The sequence below is a fragment of the Oerskovia paurometabola genome (assembly GCF_016907365.1).
Taxonomy (GTDB): domain Bacteria; phylum Actinomycetota; class Actinomycetes; order Actinomycetales; family Cellulomonadaceae; genus Oerskovia; species Oerskovia paurometabola.
Map to the genome: position 1 here is coordinate 1932560 of NZ_JAFBBV010000001.1, position 26362 is coordinate 1958921.

Annotated in this window: 21 protein-coding genes; 17 read left to right on the top strand and 4 right to left on the bottom strand. The window is 73.3% G+C overall.

From position 1 onward, the window contains the following. Positions 1-18: 18 nt before the first annotated feature. Positions 19-1128, bottom strand: coding sequence for a spermidine synthase (locus tag JOD48_RS08645; protein ID WP_204808586.1), 1110 nt, complete (start codon positions 1126-1128; stop codon positions 19-21). 127 nt (positions 1129-1255) lie between these two features. Between JOD48_RS08645 and JOD48_RS08650 the strand changes: the two genes are divergently transcribed. From JOD48_RS08650 to JOD48_RS08660, 3 genes are all read left to right on the top strand, one after another. Further along, positions 1256-1702 (top strand): SAV_6107 family HEPN domain-containing protein, encoded by a 447-nt coding sequence (locus tag JOD48_RS08650; protein ID WP_204808589.1) that lies wholly within the window; start codon positions 1256-1258, stop codon positions 1700-1702. A gap of 22 nt (positions 1703-1724) precedes the next feature. Next, positions 1725-2984 carry a DNA polymerase IV gene (gene dinB / locus JOD48_RS08655; protein WP_204808591.1) on the top strand — a complete coding sequence of 420 codons (1260 nt, stop codon included), beginning with the start codon at positions 1725-1727 and terminating at the stop codon, positions 2982-2984. 77 nt (positions 2985-3061) lie between these two features. After that, positions 3062-3427, top strand: coding sequence for a DUF3040 domain-containing protein (locus JOD48_RS08660; protein WP_372440708.1), 366 nt, complete (start codon positions 3062-3064; stop codon positions 3425-3427). On the opposite strand, the gene JOD48_RS08665 is transcribed toward JOD48_RS08660, so the two are convergent. From JOD48_RS08665 to JOD48_RS08675, 3 genes are read right to left on the bottom strand one after another with little or no spacing between them, the layout of a single operon-like run. Continuing rightward, positions 3375-5717, bottom strand: coding sequence for a transglutaminase TgpA family protein (locus tag JOD48_RS08665; RefSeq protein WP_204808593.1), 2343 nt, complete (start codon positions 5715-5717; stop codon positions 3375-3377). The genes JOD48_RS08660 and JOD48_RS08665 overlap by 53 nt on opposite strands. Beyond that, the gene (locus tag JOD48_RS20135) at positions 5714-7042 is read right to left on the bottom strand and encodes a DUF58 domain-containing protein (RefSeq protein ID WP_204808595.1); all 1329 of its coding nucleotides are present in this window, start codon (positions 7040-7042) and stop codon (positions 5714-5716) included. The genes JOD48_RS08665 and JOD48_RS20135 overlap by 4 nt, the downstream gene beginning before the upstream one ends. A 1-nt stretch (position 7043) precedes the next feature. Beyond that, complete coding sequence (locus tag JOD48_RS08675) at positions 7044-8048, bottom strand: AAA family ATPase (RefSeq protein ID WP_307824053.1); 1005 nt, start codon at positions 8046-8048, stop codon at positions 7044-7046. A gap of 335 nt (positions 8049-8383) precedes the next feature. On the opposite strand from JOD48_RS08675, the gene mraZ reads away from it, so the two are divergent. The 14 genes from mraZ to JOD48_RS08745 all read left to right on the top strand — a co-directional run bounded on the left by mraZ (position 8384) and on the right by JOD48_RS08745 (position 26220). Further along, entirely contained in the window at positions 8384-8818 is a 435-nt protein-coding gene (gene mraZ / locus JOD48_RS08680; RefSeq protein ID WP_204810482.1) for a division/cell wall cluster transcriptional repressor MraZ, read from the top strand. Positions 8819-9060: 242 nt separating this feature from the next. Further along, complete coding sequence (gene rsmH / locus JOD48_RS08685; RefSeq protein ID WP_191790661.1) at positions 9061-10083, top strand: 16S rRNA (cytosine(1402)-N(4))-methyltransferase RsmH; 1023 nt, start codon at positions 9061-9063, stop codon at positions 10081-10083. Beyond that, positions 10080-10523: a cell division protein FtsL gene (gene ftsL / locus JOD48_RS08690; RefSeq protein ID WP_191790662.1), complete on the top strand. Its 444-nt coding sequence runs from the start codon at positions 10080-10082 to the stop codon at positions 10521-10523. The genes rsmH and ftsL overlap by 4 nt, the downstream gene beginning before the upstream one ends. 164 nt (positions 10524-10687) lie before the next feature. Next, entirely contained in the window at positions 10688-12559 is a 1872-nt protein-coding gene (locus JOD48_RS08695) for a peptidoglycan D,D-transpeptidase FtsI family protein (RefSeq protein ID WP_307824054.1), read from the top strand. Positions 12560-12812: 253 nt separating this feature from the next. Next, a complete protein-coding gene (locus tag JOD48_RS08700; protein ID WP_204808597.1) occupies positions 12813-14495 on the top strand; it encodes a UDP-N-acetylmuramoyl-L-alanyl-D-glutamate--2,6-diaminopimelate ligase in 1683 nt (560 codons plus the stop codon). Then, positions 14492-15895: a UDP-N-acetylmuramoyl-tripeptide--D-alanyl-D-alanine ligase gene (locus JOD48_RS08705; protein ID WP_204808598.1), complete on the top strand. Its 1404-nt coding sequence runs from the start codon at positions 14492-14494 to the stop codon at positions 15893-15895. The genes JOD48_RS08700 and JOD48_RS08705 overlap by 4 nt, the downstream gene beginning before the upstream one ends. Continuing rightward, complete coding sequence (mraY, locus tag JOD48_RS08710; protein ID WP_191790666.1) at positions 15892-16992, top strand: phospho-N-acetylmuramoyl-pentapeptide-transferase; 1101 nt, start codon at positions 15892-15894, stop codon at positions 16990-16992. Before JOD48_RS08705 ends, mraY begins: the two co-directional genes overlap by 4 nt. Then, a complete protein-coding gene (gene murD / locus JOD48_RS08715) occupies positions 16992-18455 on the top strand; it encodes a UDP-N-acetylmuramoyl-L-alanine--D-glutamate ligase (RefSeq protein WP_307824055.1) in 1464 nt (487 codons plus the stop codon). The genes mraY and murD overlap by 1 nt, the downstream gene beginning before the upstream one ends. Positions 18456-18459: 4 nt before the next feature. Beyond that, positions 18460-20097: an FtsW/RodA/SpoVE family cell cycle protein gene (locus JOD48_RS08720; RefSeq protein WP_307824056.1), complete on the top strand. Its 1638-nt coding sequence runs from the start codon at positions 18460-18462 to the stop codon at positions 20095-20097. Positions 20098-20223: 126 nt separating this feature from the next. Then, positions 20224-21348, top strand: a complete 1125-nt coding sequence (gene murG / locus JOD48_RS08725; protein ID WP_191790667.1) for an undecaprenyldiphospho-muramoylpentapeptide beta-N-acetylglucosaminyltransferase — start codon at positions 20224-20226, stop codon at positions 21346-21348. Between the two features lie 98 nt (positions 21349-21446). Continuing rightward, complete coding sequence (murC, locus tag JOD48_RS08730) at positions 21447-22892, top strand: UDP-N-acetylmuramate--L-alanine ligase (protein WP_239527798.1); 1446 nt, start codon at positions 21447-21449, stop codon at positions 22890-22892. Next, entirely contained in the window at positions 22892-23944 is a 1053-nt protein-coding gene (locus JOD48_RS08735) for a cell division protein FtsQ/DivIB (protein WP_204808602.1), read from the top strand. The genes murC and JOD48_RS08735 overlap by 1 nt, the downstream gene beginning before the upstream one ends. Positions 23945-24117: 173 nt before the next feature. Next, positions 24118-25431: a cell division protein FtsZ gene (ftsZ, locus tag JOD48_RS08740; RefSeq protein WP_204808605.1), complete on the top strand. Its 1314-nt coding sequence runs from the start codon at positions 24118-24120 to the stop codon at positions 25429-25431. A gap of 3 nt (positions 25432-25434) precedes the next feature. Further along, positions 25435-26220, top strand: coding sequence for a purine nucleoside phosphorylase YfiH/LACC1 family protein (locus tag JOD48_RS08745; protein ID WP_204808607.1), 786 nt, complete (start codon positions 25435-25437; stop codon positions 26218-26220). Positions 26221-26362: the final 142 nt, after the last annotated feature.

The window sequence follows — 26362 nt, forward strand, 5'->3', positions numbered from 1 at the left end:
TGCGGCCTCCGTGCTGCGTCAGCCCTTCCCGTGCCCGACGACGTCGCGTCCGTCCGCGTCCGCCGCACCCGCGGACGTGGCGTCGGCGGGCGGGAGCGACGGCTCCGGGTCCGTGGGCGGGCCGGGCACCGGTGGGTCCTCGAGCGGTGCCGCCGTGCCGGCGAACCGGCGTGCTTCCTCGCCCGTGAGCAGCGTGGCCGGGACGGGCAGGCTGCGCAGCGTGCGTGCGAGCCCAGCGTCGCGCAGGTCGAGCCCTGCCGGGGCCGAGGTGTCGGACGAGCCGGCCACGGTGGGGGCCGCGCCGCGGACGGCGACCAGGACGAGGTTCCCGTAGCGGCGCCCCTTGAGCTGTCCCGGTTCGGCGATCAGACCCACCTCGTCCCAGACGTCCCGGTCGGTCGAGCCGCTCGCGGCGAGGGCGGAGACGGCCGTGGCGAGCTCGGCCCGCGCGAGGGCGAGCGGCGGGCGGTCGGCGCAGTTCGCGAGGTAGAGGCCGCCGGGGCGCAGCACGCGCAGGACGTCGCGCACGAAGGCCGTCGTCGTGACGTGCTCGGGGGTGGTGTCCCCCGCGAAGACGTCGCGCACGACGACGTCCGCGCTCGCGTCCGCCAGCGTCGCGAGCTCCGCGCGAGCGTCGCCGGCGCGCAACCGCAGGCGGGGGGCACGGGGGAGCGCGAACCACTCGCGCACGCGCGTGACGAGGTCGGCGTCCAGGTCGACCGCGACCTGGCGGGAGTCGGGGCGCTCGTGCTCGACGTACCGGGCGAACGTGCACCCGGCGGCGCCCAGGTGGACGACCCGCAGGGGGCCGGGCGGGAGCGCGGCGAGGACCGCCGCCATCTGCTGCATGTACTCGAACGTGAGAAGGCCCGGGTCGGCGAGGTCCAGGTGCGAGCTCGGCACCCCGTTGACGAGGAGGGTGACGCCCGTGCTGCCGTCCGGGTCCGGCACCAGCCGGGCGGTGCCCGTCGAGGTGCGGAGCTCCTCGGTGGGCAGGTCGCGAGTGGTCTCGGCGCCCTGCGGCCGCGCGCCTGCGCGGCCGCGGCGCGACGGCGGGACGGTCTCTGTGGGTGGGGAGGTGGATGCTGAGGAACGACGGGACGAGCGCCCGGTGGTCTTGCGGCCCATGAGGTCAACCGTAGGGGGTGCGGGACCGCGGGTGCGCCCTCGTCGCCGGACCGCCGGGTCGACCGACCTGACCGAGCGGATTGACAGATTCGAACAGGTGTTCGATAGTTGGCATGGAGGTGTTCCGATGACCACACAGCACAGGGCGCTCCCGGGAGCGGGGGCCGTCGCTCCCGAGGTCGCGCGCCTCCTGGCCCGTGCCGACGCCGAGCTGGTCGCTGCCGGGCTCACGGCCGACCCTGCGGAGCGCTTCGTCCACTCGCACCTCGGGGCGCTGCGGTCCGCGGCCGCCGTGGTCGCGCTCCGTGGCAGGCCGTCCTCGCGGTCTCGCGCGCGGTCCGTCTGGGACATGCTCGCGCTCGTCGAGCCGGGCCTGTCAGGCTGGTCGGTCTACTTCGCGGGCGGGGCGCGGATCAGGGCCGCAGTCGACGCGGGGCGCTTCGACGCGGTCGAGGCGCACCAGGCCGACGAGATCATGGCCTGCGCCGAGGACTTCCGCGACGAGGTCGCCATGCTCGTCGACCCCGACGTCGGGTTCGTCCGCCATCCCTCCCTGCGGGTCGTGGCCTCGTGAGGCCCCTCGTGGCGGGCGTGCGATGAGCCGCGGCCCACGAGCCACGCAGGCTCGACGCGACTGGGGGGACGACGAGACGGGCTGCTCCATCCTGCACGTCGACATGGACGCCTTCTTCGCCTCGGTCGAGCTGACGCGCCGCCCGGAGCTGGTGGGGAGGCCCGTGATCGTCGGCGGGGCCGAGCGCAGCGTCGTCCTGGCGGCCACGTACGAGGCGCGCGAGTTCGGCGTCCACTCGGCCATGCCCATGGCGCTCGCCCGTCGGCTGTGCCCGCACGCCGTCATCGTGCCTCCTGACCACCGGGCGTACCAGGACGCTTCGCGCGCGGTCATGGAGATCGTCCACGAGATCACGGCGCTCGTCGAGCAGATCAGCATCGACGAGGCGTTCCTCGACGTGAGCGGCGCCCGTCGCAGGCTGGGCGCGCCGACGTTCATCGCCCAGGGTCTGCGGGAGCGGGTCCGGCAGGAGGTCGGCATCACCTGCTCCGTCGGGATAGCCACGACCAAGTTCGTCGCCAAGCTCGCGTCCACGCACGCCAAGCCGGACGGCCTGATGCTGGTCCCGGCATCCTCGACCGTGCCCTTCCTGCGCACGCTGCCCGCAGGGGCTCTGTGGGGGGTCGGGGAGCGGACCGAGAAGACGCTCGCGGGATGGGGCATCACGACCGTCGCGGAGCTCGCCGACACCGACGTCGCGACGTTGCAGGCCGCGGTCGGGAAGGCGGCCGGTGCCCACCTGCACGACCTCGCCTGGGGTCGGGACCCCCGTCCCGTCGAACCCGGGCGTGCCGAGCAGAGCATCGGTGCCGAGACGACGTTCGCGCAGGACCTCTACGACTTCGCGGTCATCGGATCGGCCTTGCTGGGCCTCGCGGACCGGTGTGCGTCCCGCCTGCGCAGTCAGGGGTTCGTGGCGCGGACGGTGTCGGTGAAGGTCCGGACGGCGGACTTCCGCACGCTCACGCGTTCCCGAACGCTCGCTTCGCCCACCGACGTGGCGCAGGAGATCCACGCCGTGGCGCTCGAGCTCGCACGGGGCGTGGACCGACGTGGCCTGCCCGTGCGCCTCGTGGGTGTGCGTGCGGAGAACCTGGAACGTCGGGGCGCCTCGGTCGAACAGCCGACGCTCGAGGAGTCGGTGCAGGAGGCGTCCGGCGCGCAACGCGAGGCCGAGCGGGCGCTCGACCTGATCCGCGACCGTTTTGGGGTGAATTCGATCGGCCCGGCGTCCACGCGACGGCGCTCGACTACCACCCGGGCAGATGTAGAACTATCCTGAGGGGGACACATATCAACCGCTGAGAACCGGGGGTGCCCATGCCTCTGTCAGAGTACGAGCAGCGCGTACTGGAACAGATGGAAAGAGCGCTGACCTCGGATGATCCGCGGTTGGCGACGACGCTTCAGTCGAGCCCCCGGAAGTCGGGTCTGCGCTACGTCGCCGCAGGCGTCGGCGTCGTCGGAGGACTGCTTCTCCTCGTGTTCGGTGCGGCGTCGGCCTCGCCGGTGCTGGGAGTCGCCGGGTTCGTCGTGATGTTCGCGGGCGTCGCGTTCGCGTTCTCCGCGCCCCGCAAGTCGACGACCGGTCCGGTCGGGGTCGTGGACGAGCACGGCAAGGTCACGCCCCCGAAGGCCTCGGCCAAGGGAGGCGCGTCCCGTCAGGGCTTCCTCACCCGACTGGAAGAGCGTTGGGACCGTCGACGCGAGCAGGGCGGTCGTTGAGCTCTTCACGAACCCCCGCCACCACCTGGTCACGCAACGCGGCCAGGTCGTTCGGCGGCGGAGGAGACCAGGTGCGCGCGTAGCGCTCCGACTCCACCTCTGCGGCCAGTGCGACGAGGGCGTCGACCGTCGTGTCCGGGAGGTGGCGGCCCGTCCTCTGCGCGACCTGGCTCGCCACGACGGCCGGGACCTGGCGGAGCGTGACGGACGCCTGCCAGCGAACGCCCAGGTCGTCGAGCTGCCGGACGAGATCCGCCCACGTCGACTCGACGTCGAGCTCGGGGGTCGAGCCCCCTCGGCGTCGCACCGCCACCCACCCCACGACCGACAGGACGAGGACGACCACCAGGGTGATGATGCCCGCGCCCCAGCCGCCCCCTGAGGTCGCCTGGCCGTCTTCCTGCCCGGCACCTGCCCCTGGCGCCGGAGCCGTGGTCTGACCGGTTCCGGCCGTGGCGTCCGGGCCGACCTGGCTCGTCGGCACGTCGTCGGGCACGGACGTCGAGTCGTCACCCGAGGGGCCGAGCAACGGGTCGGCCCAGGAGGGGACAGGGCCGGCCTGCACCGCGGGGGTCGGCTCGAACCTGACCCATCCCTGACCCGGGAAGTACAGCTCCGGCCAGGCGTGCGAGTCCTTGCCGGTGACCTGGTAGACGTTGTCGCTCGTGCGCTCGCCCGGCAGGAAGCCCACGGCCAGGCGCGCCGGGATCCCGACCGAGCGGGCCATCATCGTCATCGAGGTCGCGAACTGGACGCAGTATCCTTCGCGGTCCTGGAGGAAGTTCCACACCGTGTCGTCGGTCGCGCCGTCGGGGACCTGCGTGGAGTAGGTGAAGTTGGCTCCGTCGCGGAAGTAGGACTGCAGGGCGACCGCGGCGTCGTAGCGCGTCGTGGTGCCCGCGACGATCTCTTCGGCAAGGGTGCGGATCTCGTCCCGGTGCGCGCTGTCGGGGACCTCGACCACGTTGGGGTCGTCCACGTCGTCGCCCGAGCTGGTCCGCAGCGCGTCGGCGGTCAGCTGGCGCGCGAAGACCTCGAACGAGTAGGTCATGCCTGGCGTCGTCGCAGAGCTCCCCGACACCTCGTCCCGGGAGTCGTCGTAGAACCACTCGCCCTCGACGTCGATCGACCTGGGCTCGGTCGGCAGGACCAGCTTCTCGTCGCGCAGCGTCCGGAGCGTGACGTCGACCGTCCGGGGGTCGCCCGACCCGATCTCGGCGCCGGTGGGCCACAGCACCTGCCCGGCGTCGACCGGGGGGCCTTGCCTCGAGTCGCCGCGGCGCCAGCTCTTCCCGTCGAAGCCGGTCAGCGTGAACATGCGCAGGGGGCCGATGCTGGTGCTGGTTCCTCCCTGCGCCGCCTCCTGCGGAAACTCGTAGGTCAGCGCGACCTCCTGGGAGCGGGCGCCGAGGTCGTCCTCCATGTCCAGGTCGCTGGCCAGGCGTTCGGTCGGGCCGGCGGTCGTGAAGAACGCCGACCACGGCGAGCTCAGGATCTGGGGGATCGCGCCGGCGGCGCTGCCCGCGACGAGCGCCACCACGGCGATCGCCGCGGTGGCTCCCAGGATTCCTCCGGCACGCAGGACCCGTGCGGCGGGGCCGACGGGGGCGGCCGCTGCGCCCCGGCGACGGCTCGCGAGGTGCGGGTTGTCGACCGCCACGAGAAGAAGGAGCGCGACGACCGTGACGACGAACACGGGCGGCGGGATGGCGCCTTCGATGACCAGGGGCGGGATCCACAGGGCGAGGAGCGGGAGCGCGGCTGCCGCGGGGAACCGCAGGCCGCCCACGACGAGGTCGGTGGCGAGGAAGACGAGGCCGGCACCGGCCACCGCGATGAGGGCGAGGGGGAACGAGGGGTCGATCGGGGCGACCTCGGCGGCGATCAGTGCCCGCCCCGCCGCGAGGCGGGCCAGGAGGCGATCGATGCTCGCGCCGCTGATCGCGAGGTCGATGCCGCGTGAGGTCGGCCCGCCGAACAGGGCCAGGAGTCCCCAGGCCCCGACCACCAGTCCCGACAGCGTGGGGACGATCCCCCTGAGCCCGACGTCGTGGCGTCGCGAGCGAGCATCAGGACCGCGCTCGAGCAGGAGTCGGGTGCCCCCGGTCACGAGTGCGAGCACCAGGACGAGCGCCGTCCCGGTGCTGGTCCACTGCCCTGGTCCGATGAGCACCGTGAGGGCTCGGAACGACGCGAGGGTCGCGACGACGACGAGGGCGGTGGTGGCGACGACCCGCAGGACGGTCGCGCGCGAGGCGCGGCGGGTTGGCTGGGGGGACGTGCTCGTCACCGGTGCTCCTCCATGAGTCGGTTCCATGCGTCGGTGATCGTGGTGGAGCGCGGGTCGACGGCGACGGCGTGCCACCCGATCGTGCGGAGCCTGGTCAAGGTGTCCTGGACGGCGGCGTCCCGGTCGTCGTGCGCGGGGGCGACGACGAAGGCCCAGTGGTTGCCGTCTCCCGCCAGCGGGACGAGCGACGGCCCGGAGAGGGGGCCGAGAGGGCCGATCACCGCGAACGTCAGCTCGCCGGGACGTCGAGAGGCTCGCAGCGCGTCCGCGGTCGCCGCGAGAGCGCGCTCCGCGTCACGCGGGCTGGCGTGGCCCTCGAGGTCGATCGTGTCGTCGAGGATCTGAGCGGCACCGTCGCTCCCGCGCCCGGTCGAGTAGGGGTACGCCTCGAGGGCAGGCGCCGCGGTCGACGCGACGAGCCGGGCCGGGTGTCCGGCACCCAGGAGCGTGACGGCGACCGAGGCCGCCGCCTCGACCGCCCATTCCCCGTCCTGCGCCGCCCGCGACGACCTGTCGGTGTCCGGAGGGGGGAGGACTCCTCGGTCGAGGAGCACGGTGACGGGCGGCACGCCGGCGTTCTCGTCGGTGCGCACCATGAGCTGTCCTCGGCGGGCGGCCGTGGCCCAGTGCACGCGGCGGGGGTCGTCGCCCGAGACGTACTCTCTCAGGATGCTGTCGTCGCTCGACGAGGTGCGCGCACCGTTGGCGGACCGGGCGAGGTCGCCGAAGGCGCGCGACCCGCGTGTCGCCAGCTCGGTCGTGCGCGGGCGGACGGAGACCATGCTCCGTTCCCCGAGCGGCTGCGCGGCCCGGACGAGGCCGAAGACGTCCACCCTGCTGGTGAGGACGGGGCCGAGCGGCCAGCGACCGCGGTGCTCGGGGCGCAGCCGGTAGCGGACGGCGATCCGGTCGGGGTGCGAGACGACCTGCGCGCGCAGCGCGTCGTGCTCGCACAGCTCGGCCGCTGCCTGCTCGCTGATCTGCAGCCGAGCGAGTCGTGCGAGCGCCGTCGCGGTCGGGGAGACGGGGGAGACGAGGAGCCGGGTGGTGACCTGATGACCGCGGACCGCGGGATCCGGCTCGACACGGCGCGAGACGCGCAGGGCGCCCCGGCCCCGGTCGATCCTGCGCAGCACCATCCAGGCCCAGGCACCGCCGACGACGAGCAGCCCTGCTGCGCCGAGCGCGACGAGGTCCGCGAGGCCGAGGGCGGTGCCGGCGGCGACGAGGGCGACGCTCGCTGCGAGGACTGCGGTACCCCGGGTGGTGGGACGGACTCGCGCGAGCCTGCTCGGGCTCCGCGGTGCGCGACGCGGACCAGGCACCTCAGTGACGTTCCGTCGCCGTGTGGGCCGGGATCGGGGTCGCCTCGACGAGGGAGCGCACGACCTGCTCGGTCGTGCGGCCCGCGAGCCGGGACTCGGTCGAGAGGATCAGCCGGTGCGCCAGGACGGGCTGCGCCAGGAGCTGGACGTCGTCCGGCAGGACGTGGTCACGACCCGCCATCGCGGCGACCGCCTTGGCGGCGCGCAGCAGCTGGAGCGAGGTACGGGGGGAGGCGCCGAGCTTCAGGCCGGGGTGCTCCCTGGTCTGGGTGACGAGCGCGAGCACGTAGCGCTTGACGGCGGGCGAGGCGTAGACGGACCGGGCGACCTGGGCGAACCTCAGGATCGTCGGGCCGTCGACGACCGGTTCGATGTGCTCGAGCGGGGTGTCCGACTCCTGGCGCTCGAGCATCTCGAGCTCGGCGTCGAGGTCCGGGTAGCCGACCGTGAGCCGGGCCATGAAGCGGTCCCGCTGCGCCTCGGGGAGGGGGTACGTGCCCTCCATCTCGACGGGGTTCTGGGTGGCGACGACGAGGAACGGGCGAGGGAGCCGGTGCGTGGTCCCGTCGACCGTCGTCTGCCCTTCCTCCATGCACTCGAGCAGGGCGGACTGGGTCTTGGGCGACGCTCGGTTGATCTCGTCGCCGATGACGATGTTGGAGAACACGGGTCCCGGACGGAACTCGAAGTCGTGGGTCTCCGTGCGGAAGATGTTGACCCCGGTGAGGTCGCTGGGCAGCAGGTCCGGTGTGAACTGGATGCGCCCGACGTGGCAGTCGATCGTCCGGGCGAGCGCCTTGGCGAGCGTCGTCTTGCCGACGCCGGGGACGTCCTCGAGGAGGAGGTGTCCCTCTGCGAGGAGGACGGCGACCGTCAGGTGGACGAGCTCCGGCCGTCCGGAGATCACCGACTCGATCCGGGTCCGGATCCGTCCGGTCGCCTCGACGAGCTCGCCGAGAGGATCGATCCCGTCGCGCCGTGGCGCGGTGGAGTAGTCGGTGAGCACGAGAACCTCCGTTGGTCACGCCTTGCATCTGGAAGGTCGAGCCTAGTTGACCATCCTCCCCACTTCCCTCCACGTCCGGATCACGGGATCGTCCGCCGAGCGCGCGGACCGGGGACGAGTCGGGCGTACTCCGCGAAGGCCCCGCAGCGGCGACGCAACGCGCGCGGCGCGCTCCACTGCTGCCCATGCCTCCTGACCTGCGGAGATTCTGCGAAGAGGGGTGAAATGAATCCGATATCCCAGGCCCGGTGGAGGCATGTGGAGTACTGTGGAGGACGAGGGAGCGGGAGGGGAGGTGCAGGCTGATGAACGAGTCGTTCAGCGGTTCTCCGAGCCTGCTCCTCGGGACGTACACCCCTCGGCTCGACGACAAGGGACGGCTCATCCTGCCTGCGAAGTTCCGTGGACAGCTCGCCTCGGGGCTGGTCATGACCAGGGGGCAGGAGAGGTGCTTGTTCCTCCTGCCGATGGACGAGTTCCGCCGGATGTACGACCAGATCCGCCAGGCCCCCGTCACGAGCAAGCAGGCGAGGGACTACCTCCGCGTCTTCCTCTCGGGAGCCAGCGACGAGATCCCGGACAAGCAGGGCAGGATCTCGATCCCGGCCCCGCTGCGGACGTACGCGGGGCTCGACCGGGACGTCGCCGTGATCGGTGCCGGCACCCGTGTCGAGATCTGGGACGCCGCCGCGTGGGAGACGTACCTCGCCGACCAGGAGGCCGAGTACGCCGCCACGGCCGAGGAGGTGCTCCCGGCGTTGCGCTTCTGATCGCACGGACCTCCGGGTCCGACCCGCACGAGAGACCAGCACGAGCAGCACGAGAAGCAGGTGGCAGGCTCCGCACGATGAGGCCTCCTCCCGCCCGGTCTGGCGCACTTCCCCGGCGCCAGAAAGGACGCGGAGGGAGACCTGATCGGGCGGGGCGGCCCGCAGGACGAACGACGAACAGCCCCGCACAGAATGCACCACCCCTCTTCAGCCCGACGAGGACCGACCAGGAAGGAGGCGTCATGACCACACCTCGCAGCACGTCAGGATCAGGAGCGGAGGACCGTCACGTGCCGGTCCTCCTGCAACGGTGCGTGGACCTCCTCGCCCCTGCCCTCGCCGAACCCGGTTCCGTGCTGGTCGACTGCACGCTCGGGATGGGTGGCCACACGGAGGCGGTGCTCGAGCAGGTCCCCACCGCACGTGTCGTGGGGATCGACCGCGACCCGCAGGCCATCGCGCTCGCCTCGGAGCGGCTCGCCCGCTTCGGTGAGCGGTTCCAGGCCGTGCACGCGGTCTACGACGAGATCGGCGAGGTCGTCGCGGACCTGGGGCTGTCCGCCGTCCAGGGCGTCCTCATGGACCTCGGCGTCTCGTCGCTGCAGATCGACGAGTCGGAGCGCGGCTTCTCGTACGCCCAGGACGCACCGCTCGACATGCGCATGGACACGACGGCGGGCCTGACGGCGGCCGACGTCCTCAACACCTACGACGAGCGAGAGCTGACGAGGATCCTGCGGGAGTACGGCGAGGAGCGCTTCGCGCAGCGGATCGCGCGAGCGGTCGTCCGTCGCCGTGAGGTCGAGCCCTGGACCCGCAGCGCCGCTCTGGTGGACCTCGTGCGGTCGAACATCCCGGCTGCCACGCGCAAGACCGGTGGCAACCCGGCCAAGCGCACCTTCCAGGCGCTGCGGATCGAGGTCAACGGCGAGCTCGAGGTGCTCGAGCGCGCTGTACCGGCCGCTGTCGACGTCCTTGCCGTGGGAGGCCGGATCGTCGTCGAGTCCTACCAGTCGCTCGAGGACCGCATCGTCAAGCGCGAGCTCGCCCGCGGCGCGACGTCGAGCGCGCCTGCCGGGCTGCCCGTCGAGCCCGAGACCCACAAGCCCTATCTCAAGCTGCTCGTCCGCGGGGCCGAGGAGGCTCCTGCCGACGAGCTCGAGCGCAACCCGCGCTCGGCCTCGGTCCGGCTGCGGGCCGCCGAGAGGCTGCGACCCACACCTGACCACCTACGCCACCGCCCACGAGGGGAGAACAAGCCATGAGCGCACGACAGGCCGCTGCCCGGCCTCTGACGTCGACCAGCCCGGCGCCCGCCCGCAGGCCGTCGCTCACCGCCCTGCCGGGAGGCGCAGCGGGGAGGTCGCAGCGCCCGCGGCTCGAGGCGGTGCGAGCCCCGCTGCAGGTGCGGTCCCGCGTGCCCTTCCTGGTCCTGTGCATGTCGATCCTCGGGGCCGCGCTGCTGGGTGCGCTCCTGCTGAACACGACCATGGCCAAGGGGTCGTACCAGATCTCGGACCTGCGGACCAAGGCGGGGGTGCTCGAGCAGGACACGCAGTCCCTGCACTCGCAGCTGCAGGCCGCGGCGACGTCGCTCCACAGCCGGGCGACCGCGCTGGGCATGGTCGAGTCCGACGCGCCGACGATGCTGCGCCTGTCGGACGGTGCGATCGTGGGAGCGCCGGAGGCCGGGAGCGTCCCGTGACCCGTGGGGCGGACCGGCAGGGTCGTGGCGCTCAGCCACGCCGTGCCGGGGCGTCCCGTGGGAGCGCCTCGGCGCCCCGCAAGGCCGGCGACCGCTCTGCGAGCGAGGCGTCGGCCGTGCGCGGCGCGAGCAGCGCTCAGCGGTCGCCCGCGCAGGGTTCGACCGTGGCCCGCAGTGGTGGAGCGGGGCGGGGCACGGGGCTCGGCCGACCCGCTGCGGCCGCCCTGCCCGCCCCCGGGCGTCCGGAACGTCGTCAGCGCTGGATCATGGGGATCGCCCTGGCGGTCCTGCTGGTCTTCGCGGTCCGGCTCGTCTACGTCCAGGTCGTGATCGGCCCGAGCCTCGCTCAGGCGGCCGAGAACCAGCGCACGCAGTCGCACGTGACGATGGCGCACCGTGGGGACATCACGGACGCCGACGGCGTGGTGCTGGCCACGTCGATCGACCGCTACACGGTCTCGGCGGACCAGAAGACGATCCCGGACTTCGTGCCGTCGGCCCGGCACACGGTCGACGGGAAGAAGGTCGAGGGCACGGGGGCGGTCGCGCTCGCACGCCTGCTCGCCCCCATCCTCGACCGCTCGGCGCCCGAGCTCGCGGCCCAGCTCAGCGGGACGAACGGGCGGGTCAACCGCAACGTGATCCTCAAGAAGGACGTCGTCCCGGAGGTGCAGCGCCAGATCGTCGAGCTCGGTGTCTCGGCGTACATCAGCACGAAGCTGACCACCGAGCGCACCTACCCGGCGGGCACCACGGCCGGGAACATCGTCGGCTACGTCGGCGCTCAGTCGTCCGAGGACGGCGCGACCGAGCAGGTCGTGGGTCTCGGAGGGATCGAGGCGACCTACGACGACCTCCTCACCGGGACCCCGGGGAGCGAGAGCTTCCAGCGTGCCGGAGGTGCGGGCGGGGTGCGGATCCCCGGGAGCACGCGCGAGAACGTCGAGGCCGTGCCCGGCAGCTCGGTGGCGCTGAGCCTCGTGCGCGACATCGGCTGGAAGGCCCAGGACTCGATCGACAAGGCGGTGGCGGAGACGGGGGCGGACTACGGGATCGCGGTGGTCCAGGACGTCAGGACCCAGGAGGTCCTGGCGCTCGCCGACTCGGGCGCGATCGACCCGAACGACCGCAGCGACGCGCGGGTCGCGGACGGCAGCCGAGCCGTCAAGGACGTCTTCGCGCCGGGCTCGACGGGCAAGGTCGTGACGATGGCCGCCGTGATCGAGGAGGGGCTCGCGACGCCCGCGAGCCAGTACGAGGTCGACTACACGTACACGACCGCGAACGGTGAGACCTTCAGGGACTCGCACGTCCACGGGCTGGAGAAGCTGACCCTCGCGGGCATCCTCGCGGAGTCCTCCAACACCGGCACGGTCATGGTCGGCCAGGACCTGCCCAAGCAGACCCGTGAGGACTACCTGCGGGCCTTCGGGTTCGGGGCGAAGACCGGGCTCGGGCTGCCCGGCGAGTCCGCGGGCCTCCTCGCCCCGGCCGACAAGTGGGACGGGCGGACCGAGTACGCGGTCCTGTTCGGCCAGGGGCTGGCGGTCAACGCGGTCCAGGCCACGAGCGTCTTCTCGACGATCGCCAACGGTGGCAAGCGCGTCGCCCCGACGCTCCTCAAGGGCACGACGGGCCCCGACGGCGTCTTCACCCCCGCCCCGGCGCGCGAGACGACCCAGGTGGTGTCGGAGTCGACGGCCGACCAGGTCCTGCACATGATGGAGGCCGTGGTCGAGGAGGGGTCCGGCGCAGCGGCGGCGATCGACGGCTACCGCGTGGCCGGCAAGACGGGCACGGCGGAGGAGGTCGGTGCGGACGGGCGGCTGACGGACATCATGGCCTCGTTCATCGGGGTGGCCCCCGCCGACGACCCGCGGTACACCGTGTCGGTGTTCCTCAAGAACCCTCGGACGAACATCTTCGGCGGGCTCGTCGCAGCACCTGTGTTCAAGGACGTGATGGGCTTCACGCTGCAGCACATGAACGTGCCGCCGAGCTCGAAGGTCGAGGAGCCCTACGCGACCGAGTGGTGACCGCGTCGGCGCGTGGCCGGGGGTGCGCCCGTCGGGCAGCCTCCCGGGCGGGCGCGGGGCGCGGGGCGCGTGCCGAGGTGCCGCTCCGGGTGCCCGTGGCGACGGCGCCCTGCGGACGGCCCTGTGGGGGTTCCCACACGGGCCGACGCGGCGTGCGCCGAGCACGACGGACGTGCGTGAAGGTCCCGTGAAGTACCCGGTCGGGGCGTCCGCGCCGACGGGGCGAGACCCTGACGCACGGTAGGTTCTACTCGTGACATCCCCGATCGACCGCCTTCGTCCCGCCACGTCCGTGCACCGCACAGCCCGGGAGCTCGCGACCGCCTTCGACCTCGTCACCGACGCCGGGGGGACGGCGTCGGGCCAGGGGGACGACGCCCTCGGAGCGACCGAGATCTGGTCCGTGGCCTCGGACAACCGCGTCGTCGCCGACGGCGACCTCTTCGTCGCCCTGCCCGGCGCGGGCACGCATGGAGCACGGTTCGCGAGCGACGCGATCTCGCGCGGCGCGCGTGCCGTGCTGACGGACCCGCAGGGCGCGCGGCTGCTCGCCGACGCCCAGGAGACCCGCGTGCCGGTGCTCGTGACGCAGGACCCGCGCACCGTCCTGGGGCACGTCGCGGCCTGGGTCTACGGACAGCCCGCAGCGCAGCTGACCACGTTCGCCGTGACGGGCACCAACGGCAAGACGACCACGACGTACCTGCTGGACCACGTACTGCGCACCCTCGGGTGGAAGGGCGGCCTGATCGGCACGGTCGAGATGCGCTCGGGCGACCGGGTCCTGCCGAGCCGTCTGACGACTCCCGAGGCCGCGGACCTGCAGGCCCTGCTGGCCACGATGCGCGAGGACGGAGTCGGGACGCTCGCGATGGAGGTGTCCTCGCACGCGCTGTCGCTGCACCGCGTGGACGGCATCGTGTTCGACGTGGCGGGGTTCACCAACCTGAGCCAGGACCACCTCGACTTCCACGGGGACCTCCAGGAGTACTTCGAGGCCAAGGCTGCGCTCTTCACGCCGCAGCACGCGCGCCGGGGTGTGGTCGTGGTGGACGACCCCTGGGGCCGACGGCTGGCCGAGGTCGCCACGATCCCGGTGGCGACGCTCGCCGTCGCCGGCGGCGACAGGACCGACGCCACGGACGCGGACTGGACCGTGACCGACGTGCGCGCCGTCGACCCGGCCACCGGCACGGGAAGCTCGTTCGTCCTGCGTCACCGCGACGGCCGCGAGCTGCGGACCTCGACCGCTCTCCCCGGTGGGTTCAACGTGGCCAACGCGGCGCTCGCGCTGGCGATGGTCCTGGAGGCGGGCGCCGACCCGCGCGACGTCGCCACGGCGCTCGAGGCGGCCGGCGGCGTGAGCGCCCAGGTTCCCGGGCGCATGGAGGTCGTGGGCACCGCTCCACGCGTCGTGGTCGACTTCGCGCACAACACGGACGCGCTCTCGCTCGCCCTGGCCGCCCTGCGCCCGACGACGACGGGGCGCCTCGTGGTGGTGTTCGGCGCGACCGGGGACCGGGACAAGGGCAAGCGACCCAGCATGGGGGCGGTCGCGGTCGAGGGCGCCGACGTGGTCGTCGTCACGGACGACGACCCGCACGGGGAGGACCCGGCCGCGATCCGCGCGGAGGTGCTCGCCGGGGCGAGGGCGGCACAGCAGGCCGCAGAGGCGGGCGAGGGCGAAGACGTGCGCGACGACGTCGGGCACGGGGGAGCGGCGCACGCGCGAACCGTGGTCGAGGTCGCACCGCGAGCCACCGCGATCCATGACACGATCCGGGAGGCCGACGCGCAGGACACCGTCCTGATCGCGGGCCGTGGCCACGAGGTCTGGCAGGAGATCGCCGGGGTGGACCATGCCCTGGACGACAGGGTGGAGGCGCGCGCCGCACTGGCCGCGCGCCACGAGACGACGAAGGAGCACGGAGAATGATCGAGCTGACTGCGGCGGAGGTCGCCGCAGCGACCGGTGGGCGGCTGGCCGCCGACCCGGACGTGAGGGTGACCGGCTCGGTCGTCATCGACTCCCGACGGGTGCAGGAGGGCTCGCTCTTCGTGGCGCTCCCCGGGGAGCACGTCGACGGGCACGACTTCGTGCCGGTCGCGGTCGGCAACGGCGCGACACTCGTCCTGGCGGCGCGCGACGTCGACGCGCCGGCGGTCGTCGTGGCGGACGTTCAGGCCGCGCTCGGCGACCTGGCCCGCGAGGTCCTGCGTCGCCTGCGCGCGACGGGCGACCTCCAGGTCGTCGGGATCACCGGGTCGGTCGGCAAGACCACCACGAAGGACCTCCTGGGGCAGCTGCTCGCTCCCCACGGCCGGACCGTCGTGCCGCGGGGCTCGTTCAACAACGAGATCGGCCTGCCCCTGACCGTGCTCGAGGCCGACGCCTCGACCCGCTTCCTCGTCCTCGAGATGGGGGCCAGCGGGATCGGCCACCTGACCTACCTGACGCAGATCGCGCCCCCCGACGTCTCCGTCGTCCTGGCCGTGGGCAGCGCCCACCTGGGGGAGTTCGGCGGGATCGAGGCAGTCGCCGCGGCCAAGTCCGAGATCGTCACGGGCCTCGCGCCGGGGGGCACGGCCGTCCTCAACGCGGACGACCTGCGGGTGGTCGCGATGGCCGCCGTCGCGCCGGGACCCGTGCGGACGTTCGGCACCATCCCGGCTGCCGACGTGCGCGCCGAGAACATCGGGATGGACCGCAGCGGGTGCGCGTCGTTCGACCTGCGCGTGCGCGGGTCCGAGGTCGAGAACCTCCCGGTCCAGCTCCGGCTCGTGGGCGAGCACCACGTCACCAACGCGCTCGCGGCGGCGGCGGCGGCGATCCGGCTGGGGCTCGACCCGCGCTCCGTCGCGGCCGGTCTGAACGAGGCGACCGCGATCAGCCCGCACCGCATGGCGGTCACGGAGCGTCCCGACGGCATCACGGTGATCGACGACTCCTACAACGCGAACCCCGACTCGATGCGCGCCGCGCTCAAGGCCCTCGCGGTCATGGCAGGGCGTGAGCGCAGGTCGGTCGCGGTCCTGGGCGAGATGCGAGAACTCGGGCCCGACTCGCGCGCCGCTCACGACGAGATCGGCCGTCTCGTGGTGCGATTGAACATCAAGCTGCTCGTGGTGGTCGGTGACGGTGCCGGCGGCATCCACGACGGCGCCACCCAAGAGGGGTCCTGGGGCGATGAGACTCGTTTCGTGCCTGACGTCGAGGCGGCCTCCGCGCTGCTGCGCGACGAGCTCCTGCCGGGCGACGTGGTCCTGGTGAAGTCGTCGAACGGCTCGGGCCTGTGGCGCCTGGGCGACGAGCTCGCGGGTGAGGTGCGCCCGTGATCGCGATCCTCGTCTCCGCGTGCGTCGCGCTGCTCGTGGCCCTGCTGGGGACCCCGCTGTTCATCAAGTTCCTGGTCCACCGCAACTACGGCCAGTTCGTCCGCCAGGACGGCCCGACGGCGCACTTCACCAAGCGCGGCACCCCCACCATGGGTGGGGTCGTCATCATCGGGGCGACCCTGATCGGCTGGGCGATGTCCTACGTCGTGGCGTCGATCGTCTCGGACACGCCGAGGACGCCGAGCGTGTCCTCGCTCCTCGTGCTGTTCCTCATGACGGGCCTCGGCCTGGTCGGCTTCTTCGACGACTTCACGAAGATCCGCAAGCAGCGCAGCCTGGGCCTGTCCCCGCGGGCCAAGATCGTCGGCCAGGGGGTCGTGGGCGTCACGTTCGCGGTCCTCGCGCTCCAGTTCCCCAACGAGAACTTCCGCACACCGGCCTCGACGCACATCTCGTTCCTGCGGGACACGAACCTCGATCTCGCGTTCGCGGGGGCGACGGTCGGCCTGATCCTCTTCGTCCTGTGGGCGAACTTCCTCATCACGGCGTGGTCGAACGCGGTGAACCTGACGGACGGCCTCGACGGGCTGGCCACGGGCGTGTCCGTGATCGTCTTCGGCAGCTACATCCTCGTGAGCATCTGGCAGCTCAACCAGAGCTGCCAGATCCTCGACGCCGCCGGGCCGCGCTGCTACGAGGTCCGCGACCCGCAGGACCTGGCGATCGTCGCCGCGGCCATCATGGGCGCGTGCGTCGGCTTCCTGTGGTGGAACGCGAGCCCCGCGAAGATCTTCATGGGTGACACGGGTTCGCTCGCCCTGGGCGGCGCGCTGGCCGGCCTCACGATCCTGTCGCGCACCGAGGTCCTCGCGGTGATCATCGGCGGCCTGTTCGTCATCATCGTGCTCTCGGACGTCATCCAGATCGGGTACTTCAAGATGACGGGCAAGCGGGTCTTCAAGATGGCGCCCTTGCACCACCACTTCGAGCTGTCCGGGTGGGGAGAGGTGACGATCGTCATCCGGTTCTGGTTGATCGCCGGCCTGTTCGCGGGTCTCGGGCTGGGGATCTTCTACGCGGAGTGGGTGGTCAGCTAGTGTCCGACGCGACCGACCATGCGCTGCGTGTCCCGTGGGACCGGGCACGCGTCCTGGTCGCCGGGCTCGGGGTCTCCGGTCGCGCCGCGGTCTCCGCGCTGACGACCCGGGTGGCCTCGGTCGTCACGGTGGACCGTGCGGCCCCCGACGCCGACACGGCAGACGCCGCGCAGGTCGACCTGTCCACGGTCGACCTCGTGGTCGCCTCGCCCGGGTGGGCGCCGTCGTCGGACCTGCTGGTGGCCGCCCGGGAGGCGGGCGTCCCCGTCTGGAGCGAGGTCGAGCTCGCCTGGCAGCTGCGCACGGCGCGTGCCGACGGGTCCTACGCCCCGTGGCTCGCGGTCACGGGGACGAACGGCAAGACGACCACGGTCGAGATGCTCACCTCGATCCTGACCGCCGCCGGGCTGCGCACCGCGGCCGTGGGCAACGTGGGCACGCCCGTCGTGACCGCTGCGCTCGACCCCTCCCTCGACGTGCTCGCGGTCGAGCTCTCGAGCTTTCAGCTCCACTTCACGCACAGCATGTCGGCCCAGGCCGCGGCGGTGCTCAACGTCGCGCCCGACCACCTCGACTGGCACGGCTCGCTCGACGCCTACGCGGGCGACAAGGGACGCGTCTACGAGCGTGCCCAGGTGGCCTGCGTGTACAACGTGGCGGACGCCCGGACGGAGCACCTCGTCCGGGAGGCCGACGTCGAGGAGGGGGCTCGGGCGATCGGCTTCACCGTCGGGGCACCCGCGCGGGCGCAGCTCGGCGTGATCGAGGACGTCCTGGTGGACCGTGCGTTCCACACGGCCCCCGACGACCCCGCGCGGCACCGCAGCGCCCAGGAGCTCGCGACGTTCGCGGACCTCGCGCACCTCGCGGGTCCCGACGGCGTGGTGCCCGTCCACGTGGTCGCCAACGCCCTCGCGGCCGCGGCGCTCGCCCGGGCGCACGGGGTGGACGCGCGCGCCGTCCGGGAGGGGCTGCGTTCCTTCAGCCCCGGCGCTCACCGGATCGCGCACGTGGCGACGGTCGACGGCGTCGCGTACGTCGACGACTCGAAGGCGACGAACGCGCACGCCGCGGCCGCGTCGCTCGGCGCCTTCGCGCCCAGGTCGGTCGTGTGGGTCGCGGGCGGACTGGCCAAGGGAGCGACGTTCGACGACCTGGTGCGCTCCCGCGTGTCGAGGCTGCGCGCCGTGGTGCTGATCGGCGTGGACCCCGAGCCTCTCGAGGGCGCACTGGCCCGACACGCACCCGATGTCCCCGTGGTCCGAGTCGATCCCGGCGACACTGGGACGGTGATGCAGCGCGCGGTCTCGAGCGCCCGTGGACTGGCGGTCCCCGGGGACACGGTGCTGCTCGCCCCCGCGTGCGCGTCGATGGACCAGTTCGCGTCCTACGCGACCCGCGGCGACGCGTTCGTGCGCGCGGTCCACGACCTGCCGGGTTCCGAGACCGAGCTGGAGGGGTAGCCCAGTGGCCCAGACGACGAGTGGGCGCGGGCCTGCGTCCCGCTCGGCCGCGGGCCGCACCACGCCGAAGCCTCCGGCCCCGGGCGACGCCCGGCCCACGACCGCTCGCCAGGCCGGGAGGGCGGCGCCGTCGAACCCCGTCCGGACGAAGGGGAGCGAGGCCGGGGGAGCCGCTCGACCCCGCACGCAGGCGGGCGCCGACGGCCCCCGTGCTCCTCGGGCCACCGGCACCGGGAAGCAGACGGGCGCCACCAAGGCCCCCGGCAGGGCAAGGCCTGCGGCGCGCGCGACCAGCACGGCCGCCTCGGGACTGCTCGGTCGGCGCAAGGACGGCGCGACGGCGAAGGCGGGCACCCCCCGCAGGCGACCGCGCGCGACCAGGCGCCCGGCCGTCGACGAGCGCGCCTGGCTGGGTCAGTGGGACAGCGCGGTGACGAGCTACTACCTGCTGGTCGGTGCGACGACCCTGCTCGCGATCATCGGTCTGGTCATGGTGCTGTCGAGCTCGGCGGTCACGGAGATCGCCGCAGGCCGCTCGCCGTACGAGGCGTTCTTCACCCAGGCCCGGTTCGCCCTCATGGGCCTGCCCGTGCTGCTCGTCGCGACGCGGCTGCCCACGAGCTTCTACCGGCACGCGGCGTGGCCGCTCCTCGGCGTCAGCCTGCTGCTCCAGCTCCTGATCTTCAGCCCGCTCGGCAAGGAGGTCAACGGCAACCTCAACTGGCTGAACTTCGGCTCGTTCTACGTCCAGCCCTCGGAGCCGGCCAAGCTCGCGCTCGCGGTCTGGCTCGGGGTGGTCCTCGGCCGCAAGCAGCGGTTGCTGGGGTCGTGGAAGCACGCGATCGTCCCGGCGGTCCCCGGCGCGCTCCTGGTCATGGGGCTCGTCCTGGCGGGCCACGACCTGGGCACCATGCTCGTGATCCTCCTGCTCGTGGCGGGGGCCTTCTTCGTCGCCGGTGTCGACTGGAAGCTCCTCGCGACGGCGGGCGGCATCTCCGCGGTCGTGGTCGGCGTCGGGTTCGTGGCCATGCAGGAGAGCTCGAACCGCATGAGCCGGTTCCTCGCGACCTACGCCGGCGTCTGCGACACGACCGACGCGAACGTGGGCACGGGGTGCTACCAGTCCGTCCACGGCCTGTGGGCCCTCGGGACGGGCGGGCTCGGCGGCGTGGGCCTGGGGGCGAGCCGTGAGAAGTGGAGCTACCTGCCCGAGGCGCACAACGACTTCATCTTCGGCGTGATCGGCGAGGAGCTGGGCCTGCTCGGCACGCTCCTCGTCCTCGCGCTCTTCGCGGTGCTCGGCCTGGCGATGAGCCGCGTCATCCGTCGGCACCCGGACCCGTTCGTCAAGATCACGACCGCGGGCATCGCCTGCTGGATCGTCGGGCAGGCGTTCATCAACATCGGGGTGGTGATCGGCATCGTCCCCGTGATCGGCGTGCCCCTGCCCCTCGTCTCCTCGGGCGGGTCGGCGCTCATCACGACCATGGCCGCGCTCGGCGTCGTCATCTCGTTCGCGCGCGACGAGCCGGGGGCGCGCGAGGCGCTCAGCGCCCGGGGGAGCGTGGTGCGCAGGTCGCTCGCCGTCGTCGGGCACGCCGGGCGGCGGGCCGTCCCGCGCAGACGTCCCCAGAAGCGATGACGCCGGACGGGTGCACGGGGCGGCGATGCCGACCCGGGCCTCCCGGACGACGCGCACGGCTACTCTCAGGGTCCCGGACCGTTCCGGGACGGACAACCAGCGACAGCAAGGACAGGTGACAGGTACGTGGTGAGCTCTTCAGTCGGCTCGGTGGTGCTCGCAGGCGGCGGGACGGCGGGGCACGTCAACCCGCTGCTCGCGGTCGCGGACGAGCTGCGTGCGCGCAACCCCGAGGCGGTCGTCACGGTGCTCGGGACGGAGAGCGGTCTGGAGGCGGACCTGGTGCCCGCGCGGGGCTACCCGTTGCGTCTCGTGCCCAAGGTGCCGATGCCTCGCCGCCCGAGCGGCGAGTGGGTAGCGCTGCCGGGCCGGCTCAAGGCCGCGGTCGAGGCTGCCGGGGCCGTGATCGACGAGACGCGGGCCGAGGTCGTGGTGGGCTTCGGCGGCTACGTCTCGACCCCGGCCTACATCGCGGCGCACCGTCGCGGGGTGCCGATCGTGATCCACGAGCAGAACGCGCGACCGGGCCTCGCGAACCGGGCAGGGGCCCGGTGGGCGACGTCGGTCGCGCTCACGTTCGAGGGGACGCCGCTCAAGGGCGGCGTGGTCACGGGGCTGCCCCTGCGCTGGGAGATCGCGGACCTGATCCGCGACCGCGGGGTCGACGCCCCGACGGTCCGGGCCAACGCGGCGGCGTCGCTGGGCCTGGACCCGGCGCGCCCCACGGTGGTCGTCACGGGCGGGTCGCTCGGCGCGCAGAGCCTCAACGAGGCCGTGTCGGGTGCGGCGCGCGAGGTCCTCGCGACCGGGGCGCAGGTCCTGCACCTGACCGGCCGGGGCAAGGCCGACGCGGTGCGCGCCGTCGTGGCGGGCCTGCCGGGCTACGACGTGCGGGAGTACCTGTCGGAGATGCACCTCGCATACGCGGTCGCCGACCTCGTGGTGTGCCGGTCGGGCGCGGGCACGGTGAGCGAGCTCGCGGCGCTGGGCATCCCGGCGGTCTACGTGCCGCTGCCCATCGGGAACGGCGAGCAGCGGCTCAACGCCGCGCCGGTCGTGCGGGCCGGCGGCGGCATCCTCGTCGACGACGACGCGTTCACGGCCGCGTGGGTCGCGCAGAACGTGCCGGCGCTCGTGGCCGACGGCGACCGGTTGCGCACGATGGCCTCGCTCGCCTCGCGCGCGGGCATCCAGGACGCGGCGGCTCGGGTCGCCGACCTGGTCGCGCAGGCGGCCGGGGGCTCGCGGTGACGGGGACGACGGGCCGGGACGACGGCGGGGCGGCGGCGACGGCCCCGGCGCTCGCGGACCTCGGCACGGTCCACCTCGTCGGCATCGGCGGCGCGGGCATGTCCGTGGTGGCGCGTCTGCTCGCCGCGCGCGGGGTGCGCGTCCAGGGCTCGGACGCGAAGGACGGCGCCGTGGTCGGGGCCCTGCGTGCGGACGGGATCCGGGTGCTCGTGGGTCATGCGGCGAGCAACGTCGAGGGGGCCGACACGCTCGTGCTCTCGAGCGCGGTGCGCCCCGACAACCCGGAGCTGGTCGCCGCGCGGGCAGCAGGCCTGCGCGTGCTGCACCGCTCGGAGGCGCTCGCCGTCCTCATGGCCCAGGGGCGGTCGGTCGCCGTCGCGGGGGCGCACGGCAAGACGACGACGTCCGCCATGGTCGCGACGACCCTGCGCGCCGCGGGCCTCGACCCGTCGTTCGCGATCGGAGGCTCGGTCATCACGAGCGACGGTGCGATCCCGGGGGGTCACCTGGGTTCCGGTGACGTCGTGGTCGCCGAGGCCGACGAGTCGGACGGCTCGTTCCTCAACTACGCACCGACGATCGCGGTCGTGCTGAACGTCGAGCCCGACCACCTGGACCACTACGGGTCGCGCGAGGCGTTCGAGCAGGCGTTCGTCGACTTCGCGCAGCGGGTCGTGCCCGGCGGGTTCCTCGTCGCGTGCGCCGACGACCCTGGGGCGCGCGCCCTGGCGGACGCGCACCGCGCGGCGGGCGGCCGGGTCGTCACGTACGGCACGTCGCCGGGCAGCGACGTGCTGCTGGCGGACGTCCGGCCCGACGGCGCCGCGGGGGTGGCCGCTCGGCTCACCGTCGTCGGTGGTGCGGAGGGTGGAGAGGCCCGACCTCTCGCCGGTGCGCTCGGTGCGCTCGGTGCGGGCGAGAGCCTGGGCCTCGACGTGGGCCTCGACCTGCGCCTGCAGGTGCCCGGCGCGCACAACGCTCTCAACGCAGCGGCAGCGGTCGCGACCGCCGTCCTGCTGGGCGTGAGCGCCGAGCGGGCCGTGGCGGGGGTCGGCGAGTTCCTGGGCACGGGCCGACGCTTCGAGGCGCGGGGCGAGGCGGGCGGGGTCCGGGTGGTCGACGACTACGCGCACCACCCGACCGAGGTCGCGGCGCTCCTGACCGCGGCTCGCCCCGTGGCCGCGGGTGGGCGGGTGCTCGTGCTCTTCCAGCCGCACCTGTTCTCCCGTACGCGCACGTTCGCGCGCGAGTTCGCCGACGCCCTGTCCCTCGCCGACGAGGTCGTCGTCACGGGCGTCTACGCGGCGCGCGAGGACCCCGACCCGGCCACGGGCTCGTGGACCATCACCGACCTGATGCCGGGCGGTTCGGCACGAGGCGTCGAGGACCGCGTCGAGGCGGCTCGTGCGCTGGCCGCGTCGGCGCGGCCCGGAGACCTCCTGCTCACGGTGGGGGCCGGGGACGTCACGGAGCTCGGTGCCGTCGTCCTCGACGCGCTCTCCGGGTCCGAGCCCGCCGCCCCTGCGGGGGAGGTCGAGGACTGATGCGTCCGCCGTCCCGTCCGCGTCCCGCTGCTCCTCGCCCGACCCCGGCGCCGCCTCGCGAGGAGCAGCCGGCCCGCTCTCGTCCGGCGACGCCCGGGCGGGCCCGTCCCGCGGGGACGCGGGACGACGTCGGGACCCCGGGGCACCCGGACGACGACATCGCGACGCAGCCGCTCGTGCTGCGGGGGAGCGAGCTCGCTCGGACCGGCTCGGCGCCCGCGGCGGGGACCTCGACGCGCGAGCGGCCCGCGACCGGACCGGTCCCCTTCGTCCGGGGGCCGGTGGGTGGTGGGGGTCGCCCCGTCGACCGCGTGGTCTCGACCGGGATGGCGGACCGGCTCGCCGAGAAGTCCGCGATGCGTCGGCACCGTCTCCGGAACCGGGTCCTCGGCTGGGCCGGTGGGGTGCTCGTGCTCGTGACCGCGGTCTGGGTCGCGCTCTTCTCGCCGCTGCTCGGGGCCGATCCCGCCAAGGTCGAGATCTCGGGGGAGGGGACCGTGATCGACATCGCCGAGGTCCAGCAGGTGATCGGGGGCGTGGCGGGGGTCCCGTTGCCCCGGGTCGACACCATCGGCCTGCGCGACGAGATCCTCGAGCTCAACGGTGTGCGCGACGTGCGGATCCTGCGGGAGTGGCCCGACGGGCTGAGCGTGACCCTGGAGTCGAGGGAGCCGGTGGCCGCGGTGCCGCACGAAGGGGCCTTCGCGCTGCTGGATCGTGACGGGGTCCAGGTCGCGACGGTCGAGGCGGTGCCGGAGGGGCTGCCGGCCATCGGCGTGACGCTCGACGAGGGGGGTGCGCGCTCGCTGCGGGCCGCGCGCATCGTGCTCAACGCGCTGCCGCCCGAGCTGCAGGCCGAGGTCGCCGAGGTCACGGCACCGACGCAGGACGCGGTCACCATGACGCTGCGTGACGGCGCGGTCGTCGAGTGGGGGAACGACGAGGACGCGGCGCTCAAGGTCAGGGTGCTCCAGGCACTCCGCGGGCTGCCGGAGAACCAGGGAGCCAAGCTCTACGACGTCTCGGCCCCGACGATGCCGATCACCCGGTGAGGGCCGGGGAGAGGTGTGACGTGAACCATCGCAGAGGTTTTCGCCGACACGCGCGGGCGGGTCGTTGATACGGCAGGGGCGGGCACCTACCGTCGACACAGCACAACCTGACATAACTATAACCCTCTAGTTGAGGGTGAAGGTTGAGGGCTACAGGATCGAGAGGCATTGACGTGGCAACTCCGCAGAACTACCTAGCAGTGATCAAGGTGGTCGGCATCGGCGGTGGTGGCGTGAACGCCGTCAACCGGATGATCGAGGTCGGTCTCAAGGGCGTCGAGTTCATCGCCATCAACACCGACGCGCAGGCGTTGCTGATGTCCGACGCGGACGTCAAGCTCGACGTCGGGCGCGAGCTCACGCGTGGCCTCGGAGCGGGTGCCGACCCCGAGGTGGGCAAGAAGGCGGCCGAGGACCACGCCGAGGAGATCGAGGACGTCCTGCGGGGCGCCGACATGGTCTTCGTCACGGCGGGCGAGGGCGGTGGCACCGGGACCGGTGGCGCCCCGGTGGTCGCGCGCATCGCGCGTTCGCTGGGCGCCCTGACCGTCGGTGTCGTCACGCGACCCTTCACGTTCGAGGGGCGCCGTCGTTCGGTCCAGGCCGACCAGGGGATCGAGGCCCTGCGCAACGAGGTCGACACCCTCATCGTCATCCCCAACGACCGGCTCCTGTCGATGTCGGACCGCAACGTCTCGGCGCTCGACGCGTTCCACTCGGCCGACCAGGTCCTGCTCTCGGGCGTCCAGGGGATCACGGACCTCATCACGACCCCGGGCCTGATCAACCTCGACTTCGCCGACGTGAAGTCCGTCATGCAGGGTGCGGGCAGCGCCCTCATGGGGATCGGCTCGGCACGAGGCGAGGACCGCGCGGTCCAGGCGGCCGAGCTCGCCATCTCCTCGCCCCTGCTCGAGGCGAGCATCGACGGTGCGCACGGCGTGCTGCTCTCGATCCAGGGCGGCTCGGACCTCGGTCTCTTCGAGATCAACGAGGCCGCGCGACTGGTCCACGAGGCCGCGCACACCGAGGCGAACATCATCTTCGGTGCCGTGATCGACGACGCCCTGGGTGACGAGGTCCGCGTGACGGTCATCGCGGCCGGGTTCGACGGTGGCACGCCCCAGATCCGCAAGGACGCCCGTGCGCTGGGTCAGGTCGCCGGCACGCCCGCGACGCCGCCCGCTCCGGCGCCGGTCCCGGCGGCGGTGCCCACGGCCACGGGCAGCCACACGCTGCCGCGCCCGGTGGTCCCGATCACCTCGGAGCCCGACGACGTCCCCGTGACCTTCGGGGGAGGGGCGGCCACGGTCTCGGCCGGCTACGCGCCGATCCCGACGTTCAGCGTCGTCCCCACCGACGAGAACGTGAACGCCGAGCAGGCCGCGGCCGACCGTTCCGCCCAGGTCGAGGTGCCCCGCCTGTACGACGAGGAGCCCGTCCGGCGCAAGGTCGAGGACCTCGACGTCCCCGACTTCCTGAAGTAGCCCGTGCTCGATCCTGCACTCCCCGCACCCCCGGTTCTCGAGGTCGACCTCGGGCCGGGGGTGCGTGCTGCGTTCACCGGTCGTGCGGGAGGCACGTCGCCCGCGCCCTGGTCGGGGCTCAACCTCGGGCTGGGCGTCGGGGACGACGCCCAGCGCGTCCTCGGCCACCGGGCCGCGGTCGGCCGACTCCTCGGTGCGCCCCTCGTCTTCGGCACCCAGGTGCACGGTGCCGGGGTCCGTGTGCTCACGGCGGACGACCGGGCAGCGCGGGTCGAGCGTGACGCGGGGGCTGCGACGTGCGGCGAGCACGACGCCCTCGTCACGGCCCAGCCCGGCCTCGGGCTCGGCGTCCTCGTCGCCGACTGCGTCCCGGTCCTGCTCGCCGACCCCGAGGCCCGGGTCGTCGGCGTGGCCCACACGGGTCGGCAGGGCCTGCTCGCAGGGGTCGTCGGTACGGCCCTCGACGCGCTGCTCGCGCAGGGGGCGCGAGCGGGCCGGGTGCGTGCCGTCGTCGGGCCCGCCGCGTGCGGGCGGTGCTATGAGGTCCCCGAGGAGATGCGCGACGAGGTGGCCGCCCTCCGTCCGGGCACCGAGTCGACCACGAGCTGGGGCACGCCCGCGCTCGACCTGCCGGCGGGAGTCGTCGCCGAGCTGCGTGCCGCCGGGGTGGCGGAGATCGTCGAGACCGGGATCTGCACCCTCGAGGACGAGCGCTTCTACTCGCACCGTCTCGCGACGCGCCGCGGCGCCACCACGGGGCGGTTCGCGGGAGTCGTCGCCCTGGGATGAGCCGGTGCCCGCCTCGCGCCGTGCGTGATTCTCACCCCACGGCCCGTTGTCGCTTCCTGGGCGTGTCGCATCACGCGCGTGTCCGGGGCTGGGTTAGCGTGCAAAGCACGGAACCAGCAGTCGACATGAGGACGGAGAGAGG

Bases quoted from the DNA above. Each gene is read 5' to 3' on its own strand.
- JOD48_RS08645 (WP_204808586.1), bottom strand. From the start codon at position 1,128: ATGGGCCGCAAGACCACCGGGCGCTCGTCCCGTCGTTCCTCAGCATCC.
- JOD48_RS08650 (WP_204808589.1), top strand. From the start codon at position 1,256: ATGACCACACAGCACAGGGCGCTCCCGGGAGCGGGGGCCGTCGCTCCC.
- dinB (WP_204808591.1), top strand. From the start codon at position 1,725: ATGAGCCGCGGCCCACGAGCCACGCAGGCTCGACGCGACTGGGGGGAC.
- JOD48_RS08660 (WP_372440708.1), top strand. From the start codon at position 3,062: ATGGAAAGAGCGCTGACCTCGGATGATCCGCGGTTGGCGACGACGCTT.
- rsmH (WP_191790661.1), top strand. From the start codon at position 9,061: ATGACCACACCTCGCAGCACGTCAGGATCAGGAGCGGAGGACCGTCAC.
- ftsL (WP_191790662.1), top strand. From the start codon at position 10,080: ATGAGCGCACGACAGGCCGCTGCCCGGCCTCTGACGTCGACCAGCCCG.
- JOD48_RS08705 (WP_204808598.1), top strand. From the start codon at position 14,492: ATGATCGAGCTGACTGCGGCGGAGGTCGCCGCAGCGACCGGTGGGCGG.
- murC (WP_239527798.1), top strand. From the start codon at position 21,447: ATGTCCGTGGTGGCGCGTCTGCTCGCCGCGCGCGGGGTGCGCGTCCAG.
- JOD48_RS08735 (WP_204808602.1), top strand. From the start codon at position 22,892: ATGCGTCCGCCGTCCCGTCCGCGTCCCGCTGCTCCTCGCCCGACCCCG.